General features: G+C 63.8%; 14 protein-coding genes. 13 read left to right on the top strand and 1 reads right to left on the bottom strand.

The features are described from left to right. Window positions 1-10: 10 nt before the first annotated feature. Window positions 11-412 carry a response regulator gene (locus tag J3A71_RS02015; RefSeq protein ID WP_016501972.1) on the bottom strand — a complete coding sequence of 134 codons (402 nt, stop codon included), beginning with the start codon at window positions 410-412 and terminating at the stop codon, window positions 11-13. A gap of 152 nt (window positions 413-564) precedes the next feature. On the opposite strand from J3A71_RS02015, the gene gshB reads away from it, so the two are divergent. The 13 genes from gshB to phaC (J3A71_RS01950) all read left to right on the top strand — a co-directional run bounded on the left by gshB (window position 565) and on the right by phaC (J3A71_RS01950) (window position 13,815). Then, window positions 565-1,518, top strand: a complete 954-nt coding sequence (gene gshB / locus J3A71_RS02010; protein WP_060516883.1) for a glutathione synthase — start codon at window positions 565-567, stop codon at window positions 1,516-1,518. A 91-nt stretch (window positions 1,519-1,609) separates the two neighbouring features. Beyond that, a complete protein-coding gene (locus J3A71_RS02005; protein WP_043198277.1) occupies window positions 1,610-2,515 on the top strand; it encodes an energy transducer TonB in 906 nt (301 codons plus the stop codon). 137 nt (window positions 2,516-2,652) lie between these two features. Beyond that, the gene (locus J3A71_RS02000; protein ID WP_016489545.1) at window positions 2,653-3,222 is read left to right on the top strand and encodes a YqgE/AlgH family protein; all 570 of its coding nucleotides are present in this window, start codon (window positions 2,653-2,655) and stop codon (window positions 3,220-3,222) included. Continuing rightward, complete coding sequence (ruvX, locus tag J3A71_RS01995) at window positions 3,222-3,647, top strand: Holliday junction resolvase RuvX (RefSeq protein WP_016489546.1); 426 nt, start codon at window positions 3,222-3,224, stop codon at window positions 3,645-3,647. Before J3A71_RS02000 ends, ruvX begins: the two co-directional genes overlap by 1 nt. Before the next feature lie 49 nt (window positions 3,648-3,696). Continuing rightward, window positions 3,697-4,215, top strand: a complete 519-nt coding sequence (pyrR, locus tag J3A71_RS01990) for a bifunctional pyr operon transcriptional regulator/uracil phosphoribosyltransferase PyrR (protein ID WP_016489547.1) — start codon at window positions 3,697-3,699, stop codon at window positions 4,213-4,215. A gap of 12 nt (window positions 4,216-4,227) precedes the next feature. Next, window positions 4,228-5,232, top strand: coding sequence for an aspartate carbamoyltransferase catalytic subunit (locus J3A71_RS01985; RefSeq protein WP_008099987.1), 1,005 nt, complete (start codon window positions 4,228-4,230; stop codon window positions 5,230-5,232). Next, entirely contained in the window at window positions 5,229-6,500 is a 1,272-nt protein-coding gene (locus J3A71_RS01980; protein ID WP_016489548.1) for a dihydroorotase, read from the top strand. The genes J3A71_RS01985 and J3A71_RS01980 overlap by 4 nt, the downstream gene beginning before the upstream one ends. 212 nt (window positions 6,501-6,712) lie before the next feature. Further along, complete coding sequence (hslV, locus tag J3A71_RS01975; protein WP_003249309.1) at window positions 6,713-7,243, top strand: ATP-dependent protease subunit HslV; 531 nt, start codon at window positions 6,713-6,715, stop codon at window positions 7,241-7,243. Window positions 7,244-7,319: 76 nt separating this feature from the next. Continuing rightward, entirely contained in the window at window positions 7,320-8,663 is a 1,344-nt protein-coding gene (gene hslU / locus J3A71_RS01970) for an ATP-dependent protease ATPase subunit HslU (protein WP_016489549.1), read from the top strand. Between the two features lie 188 nt (window positions 8,664-8,851). After that, on the top strand, window positions 8,852-9,229 hold the full coding sequence (locus J3A71_RS01965; RefSeq protein ID WP_016489550.1) for a DUF971 domain-containing protein: 378 nt from the start codon (window positions 8,852-8,854) through the stop codon (window positions 9,227-9,229). A 268-nt stretch (window positions 9,230-9,497) separates the two neighbouring features. After that, on the top strand, window positions 9,498-11,177 hold the full coding sequence (phaC, locus tag J3A71_RS01960; protein WP_096426860.1) for a class II poly(R)-hydroxyalkanoic acid synthase: 1,680 nt from the start codon (window positions 9,498-9,500) through the stop codon (window positions 11,175-11,177). A 62-nt stretch (window positions 11,178-11,239) separates the two neighbouring features. Then, the gene (gene phaZ / locus J3A71_RS01955; RefSeq protein ID WP_016489552.1) at window positions 11,240-12,091 is read left to right on the top strand and encodes a poly(3-hydroxyalkanoate) depolymerase; all 852 of its coding nucleotides are present in this window, start codon (window positions 11,240-11,242) and stop codon (window positions 12,089-12,091) included. A gap of 41 nt (window positions 12,092-12,132) precedes the next feature. Beyond that, complete coding sequence (phaC, locus tag J3A71_RS01950; protein ID WP_096426861.1) at window positions 12,133-13,815, top strand: class II poly(R)-hydroxyalkanoic acid synthase; 1,683 nt, start codon at window positions 12,133-12,135, stop codon at window positions 13,813-13,815. Window positions 13,816-13,826: the final 11 nt, after the last annotated feature.

Raw genomic sequence — 13,826 nt, 5'->3', positions numbered from 1 at the left:
CGGGGCGCGGTCAGGGTGCGTGTTGTGGAGGCGCGGTAAACCCAGGCACGTGGGCGCGGATCGCGTCGAGCAGCTCTTCCTTGCTGAACGGTTTGGTCAGGAACTGATCAGAGCCGACCACCCGGCCGCGGGCCTTGTCGAACAGGCCATCGCGCGACGACAGCAGGATCACCGGGGTGTCCTTGAAAGCACTGTTGTGCTTGATCACGGCGCAGGTCTGGTAGCCGTCCAGGCGCGGCATCAGCACATCAACGAAGATGATGCTGGGCTGGTGGTCGACGATCTTGGCCAGGGCATCGAAGCCATCGCTGGCGGTGATCACCTCGCAGCCCGCTTCACCGAGCAACATCTGGGCGGTGCGGCGGATCGTGCGCGAATCGTCGATCACCATCACCTTCAGGGGTTGTTCCATAGACGCCTACCAATGGAAATTAGCTGCACTTTTAGCATACTCCGGGTGGCCATTCCATCTGCGCCGCCCCTTGACCGGCGGCGTTCGCGGCGCCACCCTGAGCCACTTTTCTTTCGCCATCGCGGCCACCTGCCGCCAAGAGGAACCACCCCATGAGCGTTCGCCTCGGCATTGTCATGGACCCCATCGCGTCCATCTCCTACAAGAAGGACAGTTCGCTGGCCATGCTGCTGGCCGCCCAGGCACGCGGCTGGAGCCTGTTCTACATGGAACAGCAAGACCTGTACCAGGGCGAAAGCAAGGCCCGCGCCCGCATGCGCCCGCTGAAGGTGTTTGCCGACCCGGCGCACTGGTTCGAGCTGGGCGAGGAGCAGGACAGCCCGCTGGCCGAGCTGGACGTGATCCTGATGCGCAAGGACCCGCCCTTCGACATGGAGTTCGTCTACAGCACCTACCTGCTGGAGCAGGCCGAGAATGAAGGGGTGCTGGTGGTCAACCGCCCGCAGAGCCTGCGCGACTGCAACGAAAAAATGTTCGCCACGCTGTTCCCGCAGTGCACCACCCCAACCCTGGTCAGCCGCCGCCCGGACATCATTCGCGAATTCGCGGCCAAGCATGTTGACGTGATCCTCAAGCCACTGGATGGCATGGGCGGCACGTCGATCTTCCGCCACCGGGCTGGCGACCCCAACCTGTCGGTGATCCTGGAAACCCTGACCGCGCTGGGCACCCAGCAGATCATGGCCCAGGCCTACCTGCCGGCGATCAAGGACGGCGACAAACGCATCCTGATGATTGATGGCGAGCCGGTGGACTACTGCCTGGCGCGTATTCCGGCCAGCGGCGAAACCCGTGGCAACCTGGCCGCTGGCGGGCGTGGCGAAGCGCGCCCGCTGACCGAGCGCGACCGCTGGATTGCCGCCCAGGTCGGCCCGACCCTGCGCGAGAAGGGCCTGTTGTTCGTGGGCCTGGACGTGATCGGCGACTACCTCACCGAAATCAACGTCACCAGCCCCACCTGCATCCGCGAGATCGATGCTGCCTACAACACCGATATCGGTGGCAAATTGATGGATGCCATTGATCGCAAGCTCAAGGCGCGCTGACAGCCAACGCGAAGCTAAACCGCAGAGTGGGGTATGATGCCGGTCCTAATCGACTGAGCTGCTGCCCCGCCCTGCAGTTGCTGGATACCTGATGACGCTGCCCGCTGACATCCCCGCCGACCTGCTGCCGCCCCGTGTTCGCCCGGTGGACCGGCTCGGCTTTACCCTGTTCCTGGCTGCCCTGGTGCACCTGGCGCTGATTCTTGGCGTCGGCTTTACCGTGGTCAAGCCTGCCGAAATCCGCCACACCATGGACATCACCCTGGCCACCTTCAAGAGCGAGAAAGCGCCCGAGAAGGCCGATTTCCAGGCTCAGGAAAACCAGCAGGGCAGCGGCACGCTGGACAAGAAAGCGGTGCCCACCACCACCGAACTGGCGCCGTTCCAGGACAGCAAGATCAACAAGATCACCCCGCCACCCGCCGCCAGGCCCGAGGTGGTACCCCCCCCTACCCCACAAAAGTCGGCGGTAGTGACGACTGCGCCCAAGCCGCAGAAGGTCGAACCCAAGCCCAAGGAAAGCAAGGCACAGCCCAAGCCGGCGGCGCCCGCGCCAGACTTCGACAGCTCGCAGCTGTCCAGCCAGATCGCCAGCCTGGAGGCGGAGCTGTCCAACGAACAGCAGATGTACGCCAAGCGCCCGCGCATCCACCGCCTGAACGCCGCCTCGACCATGCGCGACAAGGGCGCCTGGTACAAGGAAGAGTGGCGCAAGAAGGTCGAACGGGTGGGCAACCTGAACTACCCCGACGAAGCACGTCGGCAACAGATCTACGGCAACTTGCGCATGATGGTGTCGATCAACCGCGATGGATCGCTGTACGAAGTGCTGGTACTGGAATCGTCCGGGCAGCAGGTGCTGGACCAGGCAGCGCAACGCATCGTGCGGCTGGCAGCGCCGTTTGCACCGTTCACCGGGGATTTGGCCGAGTTTGACCGGCTGGAGATCATCCGCACCTGGCGCTTTGCCCGGGGGGACCGTTTGTCCAGCAACTGACTCAGGGCCTCGGTGTAGGGCTCGCTATATGCGGTGGCGCTCGATCTCATAAGCGCCAAAAACCTCAAGACAGCCGCCAACCAAGCGACACAAATCCGCACCTTGTCAGCCTCGCCGCCTGGCGCCACACTATCCCCATGAAAACCCTCGCCCCGAGCTATCTCAAGCACCAGTTCCTGATCGCCATGCCGCACATGGCCGATCCGAACTTCGCCCAGACCCTCACGTACATTGTCGAGCACAATGAACATGGCGCCATGGGCCTGGTGGTCAACCGGCCGCAGGAACTGAGCCTGGCCGACATCCTCGAGCAGCTGCGCCCGGACGAAACGCCGCCGGCCAGCACCCTGCAGGTGCCGATCTACCAGGGCGGCCCGGTGCAGACCGATCGCGGCTTCGTGCTGCACAGCAGCGAATGCAGCTTCCAGGCCACCGTGGCCCTGGAAGGGCTGTCACTGAGCACATCGCAGGATGTGTTGCTTGCGATTGCCGCAGGGGTAGGCCCGAAACAGAGCCTGATCACACTGGGTTATGCCGGCTGGGAGGCGGGCCAGCTGGAAGCGGAACTGGCCGACAACGCCTGGCTCAACTGCCCGTTCGACGCGCAAATCATCTTTGACCGGGCCAGCGACCTGCGCCTTGAAGCAGCGGCCGCCAGCCTGGGGATCAACCTGCACTTGCTGACCAGCCAGGCGGGCCACGCCTGATGGCCGAACTACGCCTCTTGCTGGGTTTCGACTACGGCAGCAAACAGATTGGCGTGGCCGTCGGCCAGGTGATCACCGGGCAGGCACGCGAGCTGTGCACCCTGAAGGCGCAGAACGGCGTGCCGGACTGGGCTCAGGTGGAAAAGCTCATCAATGAGTGGAAACCCGATGCCATTGTCGTCGGCCTGCCGTTGAACATGGACGGCACACCCAGCGAAATGAGCGCCCGCGCCGAGAAGTTCGCCCGCCGCCTTAACGGCCGTTTCAACCTGCCGGTTCATACCCACGACGAACGCCTGACCACCTTCGAAGCCAAAGGCGAACGCATGGCCCGTGGCGGCCAGCGCGGCAGCTACCGCGACAACCCGGTCGATGCCATCGCCGCCGCCCTGTTGCTGCAAGGCTGGCTGGAGGCCAATACCTGATCATCTTTGCCGCCGGGCCCGCCCGGCGCCCCCTTCCGAGGAGCCCGCAATGAGCCTACCCAATCCCGCCGACCTGATTCGGCAGATGGCTGTCGACCTTCGTGCCCACCTGGCGCGCCGGGCAATCACCGAGCCCCGTTACATCGGTATCCGCACCGGCGGTGTCTGGGTTGCCCAGGCCCTGCAGGAAGCCATGGGCGACAGCAGCCCGATGGGCACCCTGGACGTCTCCTTCTACCGCGACGACTTCAGCCAGAACGGCCTGCACCCACAAGTGCGCCCGTCCGAGCTGCCGTTCGAGGTCGAGGGCCAGCACCTGGTGCTGGTGGATGATGTACTGATGAGCGGTCGCACCATCCGCGCGGCGCTCAACGAACTGTTCGATTACGGCCGCCCGGCCAGCGTCACCCTGGTCTGCCTGCTGGACCTGGACGCCGGCGAATTGCCGATCCGTCCGAATGTGCTCGGTGCCACCCTGTCGCTGGCCGCCCATGAACGGGTAAAATTGACCGGACCCGCACCGCTCGCCCTCGAGCGCCAGGACCTCGCCTCCGCTTCCGCCCTTTAAGAGTCCCCCGCGATGACGCCAATCGACGCCAAGCGCCCGCTGCAGCTCAATGATCAGGGCCAGCTGCGCCACTTCCTCTCGCTCGACGGTTTGCCCCGCGAACTGCTCACCGAGATCCTCGACACCGCCGACTCCTTCCTGGAAGTCGGTGCCCGGGCCGTGAAGAAAGTCCCGTTGCTGCGCGGCAAGACCGTTTGCAACGTGTTCTTCGAGAACTCGACCCGCACCCGCACCACCTTCGAACTGGCAGCCCAGCGCCTGTCGGCCGACGTGATCAGCCTGAACGTGTCGACCTCCTCGACCAGCAAGGGCGAGACACTGTTCGACACCCTGCGCAACCTCGAGGCCATGGCGGCCGACATGTTCGTGGTGCGCCATTCCGACTCCGGCGCCGCGCACTTCATCGCCGAGCACGTGTGCCCGGATGTCGCCGTGATCAATGGCGGTGATGGCCGCCACGCGCACCCGACCCAGGGCATGCTCGACATGCTGACCATTCGCCGCCACAAAGGCAGCTTCGAAAACCTCTCGGTGGCCATCGTCGGCGACATTCTGCACTCGCGCGTGGCGCGCTCCGACATGCTGGCGCTCAAAGCGCTGGGTTGCCCGGACATCCGCGTGATCGGCCCGAAAACCCTGATCCCGATCGGCATCGAACAGTACGGCGTGAAGGTCTACACCGACTTGGCCGAAGGCCTGAAGGATGTCGACGTGGTGATCATGCTGCGCCTGCAGCGTGAGCGCATGGCCGGCGGCCTGCTGCCCAGCGAAGGCGAGTTCTACCGCCTGTTCGGCCTGACCACCGCGCGCCTGGCCGGGGCCAAGCCTGATGCCATCGTCATGCACCCGGGCCCGATCAACCGGGGCGTGGAAATCGAATCAGCGGTGGCCGACGGCAAACACTCGGTGATCCTCAACCAGGTCACCTACGGCATCGCCGTGCGCATGGCCGTGCTGTCCATGGCCATGAGCGGGCAGAACGCACAACGTCAATTCGACCAGGAGAACGCCCAGTGACCATCAGCATTCTTGGCGCCCGGGTCATCGATCCCACGACCGGCCTGGATCAGGTGACCGACCTGCACCTGGACGGTGGCCGCATTGCCGCCATTGGCGCCGCACCGGCCGGTTTCAGCGCCAGCCGTACGATACAGGCCGATGGCCTGGTCGCCGCACCGGGCCTGGTCGACCTGGGCGTGTCCCTGCGTGAGCCGGGTTACAGCCGCAAAGGCAACATCGCCAGCGAAACCCGCGCTGCCGTTGCCGGCGGTGTCACCAGCCTGTGCTGCCCGCCGCAGACCAAGCCGGTGCTGGACACCTCGGCGGTGGCCGAACTGATCCTGGACCGCGCCCGTGAGGCCGCCAACAGCAAGGTGTACCCGATTGGCGCCCTGACCAAAGGCCTTGAAGGTGAGCAACTGGCCGAGCTGGTGGCCCTGCGCGATACCGGTTGCGTGGCCTTCGGCAACGGCCTGAAACAAATCCCCAACAACCGGACCCTGGCCCGCGCCCTGGAGTACGCCGCCACCTTCGACCTGACCGTGGTGTTCCACTCCCAGGACCGTGACCTGGCCCAAGGCGGCCTGGCCCATGAAGGTGCCATGGCCAGTTTCCTCGGCCTGCCGGGCATCCCGGAAACCGCAGAAACCGTGGCCCTGGCGCGCAACCTGCTGCTGGTGGAACAGACCGGTGTGCGTGCGCACTTCAGCCAGATCACCAGCGCCCGTGGTGCACAGCTGATTGCCCAGGCGCAGGAGCTCGGCCTGCCGGTGACCGCCGATGTGGCGCTGTACCAGCTGATACTCACCGATGAGTCGCTGCGCGAGTTTTCCAGCCTGTACCACGTGCAGCCACCGCTGCGCACTGCCAAAGACCGGGATGGCCTGCGCGCCGCAGTCAAATCGGGCGTGATCCAGGCGATTTCCAGCCATCACCAGCCGCACGAGCGCGACGCCAAGCTGGCACCGTTCGGTGCCACCGAGCCGGGTATCAGCAGCGTCGAGCTGTTGCTGCCACTGGCCATGACCCTGGTGCAGGACGGCCTGCTCGACCTGCCAACTTTGCTGGCCCGCCTAAGCAGCGGCCCGGCAGCCGCCCTGCGCCTGCCCGCGGGCGAGCTGAAGGTGGGTGGCGCAGCTGACCTGGTGCTGTTCGACCCACAAGCCTCGACAGTGGCTGGCGAGCAGTGGTTGTCGCGGGGCGAGAACTGCCCGTTCATCGGCCACTGCCTGCCGGGTGCGGTGCGTTATACCTTGGTCGATGGCCACATCTGCCACGAGGCCTGAGTAACCCTCACAGGCCCCATCGCCGGCAAGCCAGCTCCCACAGGAAATCACTGCCCTCAAGCCCTGTGATGACCTGTGGGAGCTGGCTTGCTGGCGATCAGGCCTGTGCTGGAGAGCATTAACCATTCATCCCCCCCGGTTGAAATCTTTCACCCCACCCCCATATGAGTCTGCATCAGGCACTTTCGCCCCGCTGCGTGGAGACTCTCCCCTTGACCACCATCGTTTCTGTCCGCCGTAACGGCAAAGTCGTCATGGGCGGCGACGGCCAGGTTTCCCTCGGCAATACCGTGATGAAAGGCAACGCCAAGAAAGTGCGCCGCCTGTACCACGGCCAGGTCATCGCCGGCTTCGCCGGTGCCACTGCCGATGCGTTCACCCTGTTCGAGCGCTTCGAAGGCCAGCTGGAGAAACACCAGGGCCACCTGGTCCGCGCTGCCGTCGAGCTGGCCAAGGAATGGCGTACCGACCGCTCCCTGAGCCGCCTGGAAGCCATGCTGGCCGTGGCCAACAAGGATGCCTCCCTGATCATCACCGGTAACGGTGACGTGGTCGAACCCGAAGATGGCCTGATCGCCATGGGTTCCGGCGGCGCCTATGCCCAGGCCGCAGCCCGCGCCCTGCTGAACAAGACCGACCTCTCGGCCCGTGAAATCGCTGAAACCGCCCTGAACATCGCCGGCGACATCTGCGTGTTCACCAACCACAACCTGACCATCGAGGAGCAGGACCTGGCCGACTGATTCAGCTGCTCTGGCGCCTCTTCCCGGTGAAGGGGCTTTTCCACGCTGACTCATCTGCCCAAGGACCCTATTGATCATGTCCATGACCCCCCGCGAGATCGTCCACGAACTCAACCGCCACATCATCGGCCAGGACGACGCCAAGCGCGCCGTGGCCATTGCCCTGCGCAACCGCTGGCGCCGGATGCAGCTGCCTGTCGAGCTGCGTGCCGAAGTGACCCCCAAGAACATCCTGATGATCGGCCCTACCGGTGTCGGCAAGACCGAAATCGCCCGTCGTCTGGCCAAGCTGGCCAACGCACCATTCCTCAAGGTCGAAGCCACCAAGTTCACTGAAGTGGGCTACGTGGGCCGCGACGTCGAGTCGATCATCCGTGACTTGGCCGACGCCGCGCTGAAGATGCTGCGCGAGCAGGAAATCATCCGCGTGCGCCACCGCGCCGAAGACGCCGCCGAAGACCGTATCCTCGATGCCCTGCTGCCGCAGGCGCGGGTGACCAGCTTCAGCGAGGAAGCCGCGCAGACCAGCAGCGATTCCAACACCCGCCAGCTGTTCCGCAAGCGCCTGCGTGAAGGCCAGCTGGACGACAAGGAAATCGAAATCGAAGTGGCCGATGCCGTGGGCGTCGAAATTGCCGCGCCGCCCGGCATGGAAGAAATGACCAATCAGCTGCAGAGCCTGTTTGCCAACATGGGCAAAGGCAAGCGCAAGGCGCGCAAGCTGAAGGTGAAAGAGGCGCTGAAGATGGTTCGCGATGAAGAAGCGAGCCGCCTGGTCAATGAGGAAGAGCTCAAGGCCAAGGCCCTGGAAGCAGTCGAGCAGCACGGTATCGTGTTCATCGACGAAATCGACAAGGTTGCCAAACGCGGCAATGTTGGCGGCGCCGATGTGTCCCGTGAAGGCGTACAGCGCGACCTGCTGCCGCTGATCGAAGGCTGCACCGTCAACACCAAGCTGGGCATGGTCAAGACCGACCATATCCTGTTCATTGCCTCGGGTGCGTTCCACCTGAGCAAGCCGAGCGACCTGGTGCCCGAGCTGCAAGGCCGCCTGCCGATCCGTGTCGAACTCAAGGCACTGACCCCGGAAGACTTCGAGCGCATCCTGCAAGAGCCGCACGCTTCGCTGACCGAGCAGTACCAGGCCCTGTTGAAAACCGAAGGCCTGAACATCGAGTTCATCGCCGACGGCATCAAGCGCCTGGCCGAGATTGCCTACCAGGTCAACGAAAAGACCGAAAACATCGGTGCCCGTCGCCTGCACACACTGCTTGAGCGTTTGCTCGAAGAAGTGTCGTTCAGCGCCGGCGACCTGGCCAGCGCACATGACGAAACGCCGATCCAGATCGACGCTGCGTATGTGAACAGCCACCTGGGTGAACTGGCGCAGAACGAAGACCTGTCGCGTTACATTCTGTAAGACCGCAGGGGGCCGCTGTGCGGCCCAATCGCCAGCAAGCCAGCCCCCACAGGATTATCACAATCCTGAATGCTGTGGAGTACCTGTGGGCGCTGGCTTGCCGGCGACTGGGCTGCAAAGCAGCCCCCTTGCACAATCCCCAGAATGTCCCGAAGCTGTGCATCATCAGCTCCCGAGAGATTCTGCCCATGGCCCGCCTGCCCACTGCCATCAACCTGCACAAAGCCTCGAAAACCCTCACCCTCACCTACGCCCCCGGCGAGGTCTACCACCTGCCCGCCGAACTCCTGCGCGTGCACTCCCCCTCCGCCGAGGTCCAGGGCCACGGCAACCCCATCCTGCAGTTCGGCAAGATCAACGTCGGCTTGGTCGGCCTGGAGCCTGCCGGCCAATATGCACTGAAACTGACCTTCGACGACGGCCATGACAGCGGCCTGTTCACCTGGGAATACCTGGAACAGCTGTGTCTGCGCCAGGAACAGCTGTGGGCCGAATACCTCGACGAGCTGCACAAGGCCGGAAAATCCCGCGACCCGGCCGAATCGGTGGTCAAACTCATGCTCTAGCGCAAGGTCTTCAGGGTTTAGAGCGCATTTTCTAAATTCATCTGTTTGAATGACTTACAGACAGGCCAGTGAAGGGCTGTCTTGCGCATTACATGAAAGTCGGGTAACCAATGGGTGTGGCAAGTTCCCTGCATCACTTTGCAGGCAGTCAGAACCCCCGCAGCACCGCTGTTCCTTATCACTGGTCACCCGAGTAGCAGTTCCGGGCTCAGGGCTGTGCCCCCGCCACAGCAACCGGTACTCGTCTCAGGACAACGGAGCGTCGTAGATGAGTAACAAGAACAACGATGAGCTGCAGCGGCAGGCCTCGGAGAACACCTTGGGGCTGAACCCGGTCATCGGCATTCGCCGCAAGGACCTGTTGAGCTCGGCACGCACCGTGCTGCGCCAGGCCGTGCGCCAACCGCTGCACAGCGCCAAGCATGTGGCCCACTTTGGCCTGGAACTGAAAAACGTGCTGCTGGGCAAGTCCAGCCTGGCCCCGGAAAGCGACGACCGCCGTTTCAACGACCCGGCCTGGAGCAACAACCCGCTGTACCGCCGCTACCTGCAAACCTATCTGGCCTGGCGCAACGAGTTGCAGGACTGGATCGGCAACAGCGACCTGCCACCCCAGGACATCAGCCGCGGCCAGTTCGTCATCAACCTGATGACCGAAGCCATGGCGCCGACCAATACCTTGTCCAACCCGGCAGCGGTCAAGCGCTTCTTCGAAACCGGCGGCAAGAGCCTGCTCGATGGCCTGTCCAACCTGGCCAAGGACATGGTCAACAATGGCGGCATGCCCAGCCAGGTGAACATGGACGCCTTTGAAGTGGGCAAGAACCTGGGCACCAGTGAAGGCGCGGTGGTGTACCGCAACGATGTGCTGGAGCTGATCCAGTACAGCCCCATCACCGAACAGGTGCATGCTCGCCCGCTGCTGGTGGTGCCACCGCAGATCAACAAGTTCTACGTGTTCGACCTGAGCCCGGAAAAGAGCCTGGCGCGCTACTGCCTGCGCTCGCAGCAGCAAACCTTCATCATCAGCTGGCGCAACCCGACCAAGGCCCAGCGGGAATGGGGCCTGTCCACCTACATCGATGCACTCAAGGAAGCCGTTGACGCCGTACTGGCGATTACCGGCAGCAAAGACTTGAACATGCTCGGCGCCTGCTCTGGCGGCATCACCTGTACTGCGCTGGTGGGCCACTACGCCGCCATTGGCGAAAACAAGGTCAATGCCCTGACCCTGCTGGTCAGCGTGCTGGACACCACCATGGACAACCAGGTCGCATTGTTCGTCGACGAACAGACCCTGGAAGCCGCCAAGCGCCACTCGTACCAGGCTGGCGTGCTGGAAGGCAGCGAAATGGCCAAGGTGTTCGCCTGGATGCGCCCCAACGACCTGATCTGGAACTACTGGGTCAACAACTACCTGCTCGGCAACGAGCCGCCGGTGTTCGACATCCTGTTCTGGAACAACGACACCACGCGTCTGCCGGCCGCCTTCCACGGCGATTTGATCGAGATGTTCAAAAGCAACCCTTTGATCCGCCCGAACGCACTGGAAGTGTGCGGCACCCCGATCGACCTGAAGAATGTGCACTGCGACATCTTCAGCGTTGCCGGCACCGCCGACCACATCACCCCGTGGCAATCGTGCTACCGCTCGGCGCACTTGTTCGGCGGCAAGATCGAGTTCGTGCTGTCCAACAGCGGCCACATACAGAGCATCCTCAACCCGCCGGGCAACCCCAAGGCACGCTTCATGACCGGGGCTGATCGCCCGGGTGACCCGGTGGCCTGGCAGGAAAACGCCACCAAGCACGCCGACTCCTGGTGGCTGCACTGGCAAAGCTGGCTGATCGAGCGGGCCGGGGAGCTGAAAAAAGCGCCAACCCGCCTGGGCAACCGTGCCTATGCAGCTGGCGAAGCCGCCCCAGGCACCTACGTTCACGAGCGTTGAGTTGCATTGCCGTGGCAGCCATGAGCGCGCCACGGCACTTTTTTCACGAAAGAGTCGAACGCATGCCGGAACCCTATATCTTCAGGACCGTCGAGCTGGACGACCAGTCCATTCGCACCGCCGTCCGCCCAGGCAAGCCGCACCTGACCCCGTTGCTGATCTTCAACGGCATCGGCGCCAACCTGGAGCTGGTGTTCCCGTTCATCGAGGCGCTGGACCCGGACCTGGAGGTCATTGCCTTCGATGTACCCGGCGTGGGTGGATCATCCACACCGCGCCACCCTTATCGTTTTCCTGGCCTGGCCAAGCTCACAGCGCGCATGCTCGATTACCTGGACTACGGCCAAGTCAACGCCATCGGTGTGTCCTGGGGCGGCGCCCTGGCCCAGCAGTTCGCCCACGACTATCCGGAACGCTGCAAAAAACTGGTGCTGGCCGCCACTGCCGCCGGCGCGGTAATGGTGCCGGGCAAACCCAAGGTGTTGTGGATGATGGCCAGTCCACGGCGCTACGTGCAGCCCTCCCATGTGATCCGTATTGCACCGCTGATCTACGGCGGTGCCTTCCGCCGCGACCCGGACCTGGCCATGCATCATGCATCCAAGGTGCGCTCGGGCGGCAAGCTGGGCTACTACTGGCAATTATTCGCCGGCCTGGGCTGGACCAGCATCCACTGGCTGCACAAGATCCATCAGCCGACGCTGGTACTGGCCGGTGACGACGACCCGCTGATCCCGCTGGTCAACATGCGCCTGCTGGCCTGGCGGATTCCCAATGCCCAGCTACACATAATCGACGATGGCCACCTGTTCCTGATTACCCGGGCCGAGGCCGTCGCACCGATCATCATGAAGTTTCTCCAGGAAGAACGTCAGCGCGCGGTCATGCACCCGCGCCCCGCCTCTGGCGGTTGATTGTCGCTGCCCAAGCATCGGGAAGACGAGGGAGTGTTGCCATGACAGACAAACCGGCCAAAGGAACGCAACCGCTGCCCGCCACCAGCATGAACGTGCATAACGCCATGCTTGGCCTGCGTGGGCGCGACCTGGTGTCGACCCTGCGCAGGGTTGGCCGCCACGGCTTGACCAACCCGCTGCACACTGCGCGGCACCTGTTGGCGCTCGGCGGCCAACTGGGCCGCGTGATGCTGGGCGACACGCCCTATCAGCCCAACCCTCGCGACAGCCGCTTCAACGACCCTACCTGGAGCCAGAACCCGTTTTACCGCCGGGGCCTGCAGGCCTATCTGGCCTGGCAGAAGCAGACGCGCCAGTGGATCGACGAAAGCCACCTGGATGACGATGATCGGGCACGCGCCCACTTCCTGTTCGGCATGATCAACGACGCCCTGGCGCCGAGCAATTCGCTGCTCAACCCGCTGGCCGTCAAAGAGCTGCTGAACACCGGCGGGCAAAGCCTGGTGCGTGGCCTGGCCCACTTGCTGGACGACCTGCGTCACAATGACGGCCTGCCGCGCCAAGTGGACGAACGCGCTTTCGAGGTGGGTGGCAGCCTGGCGGCGACACCCGGTGCGGTGGTGTTTCGCAACGAGCTGCTGGAGCTGATCCAGTACAAGCCGATGAGTGAAAAACAGCACGCCAGGCCCCTGCTGGTGGTACCACCGCAAATCAACAAGTTCTATATCTTCGACATGCAGGCCCACAATAGCTTCGTCCAGTACATGCTCAAGAACGGCCTGCAGGTGTTCATGATCAGCTGGCGCAACCCCGACCCGCGCCACCGCGAATGGGGCTTGTCCTCGTACGTTCAGGCGTTGGAAGAAGCGCTGAACGCCTGCCGCAGCATCAGCGGCAACCGCGACCCCAACCTGATGGGTGCCTGTGCCGGCGGCCTGACCATGGCTGCACTGCAGGGCCACCTGCAGGCCAGACATCAGCTGCGCAAGATCCGCAGCGCCACTTACCTGGTCAGCCTGCTCGACAGCAAGTTCGACAGCCCGGCCAGCCTGTTCGCCGACGAGCAGACCGTCGAGGCGGCCAAGCGCCGTTCCTATCAACGGGGTGTACTGGACGGCGGCGAGGTGGCGAGGATTTTCGCCTGGATGCGCCCCAACGACCTGATCTGGAACTACTGGGTCAACAACTACCTGCTTGGCAAAGCCCCACCCGCGTTCGACATCCTCTACTGGAACGCCGATAACACACGGCTGCCGGCGGCACTGCACGGCGACTTGCTGGACTTTTTCAAGCACAACCCGCTCACCCACCCGGCCGGCCTTGAAGTATGCGGCACGCCCATCGACCTCAAGCAGGTCGACCTGGACAGTTTTACCGTGGCCGGCAGCAACGATCACATCACCCCGTGGGACGCCGTGTATCGCTCTGCCCTGCTGCTCGGTGGCGACCGGCGTTTCGTGCTGGCCAACAGCGGGCACATTCAAAGCATCATCAACCCACCGGGCAACCCCAAGGCCTACTACCTGGAAAACCCCAAGCTTGCGAGCGATCCGCGCGCCTGGTTCTACGAGGCCAAACGCAGCGACGGCAGTTGGTGGCCGTTGTGGCTGGAATGGATCACACCGCGCTCTGGTCCGCTCAAGGCTCCCCGTACCGAGCTGGGCAACAGTACCTACCCACCGCTCGGCCCGGCGCCAGGCACCTATGTCCTGACCCGATGAGCCCGACGACC

Origin of the sequence: Pseudomonas sp. PvP089, assembly GCF_017875165.1 — a bacterium.
Taxonomy (GTDB): domain Bacteria; phylum Pseudomonadota; class Gammaproteobacteria; order Pseudomonadales; family Pseudomonadaceae; genus Aquipseudomonas; species Aquipseudomonas fortuita.
Note: the sequence above shows the minus strand (reverse complement) of the source record. Positions and strands in the feature narration are given on the sequence as shown.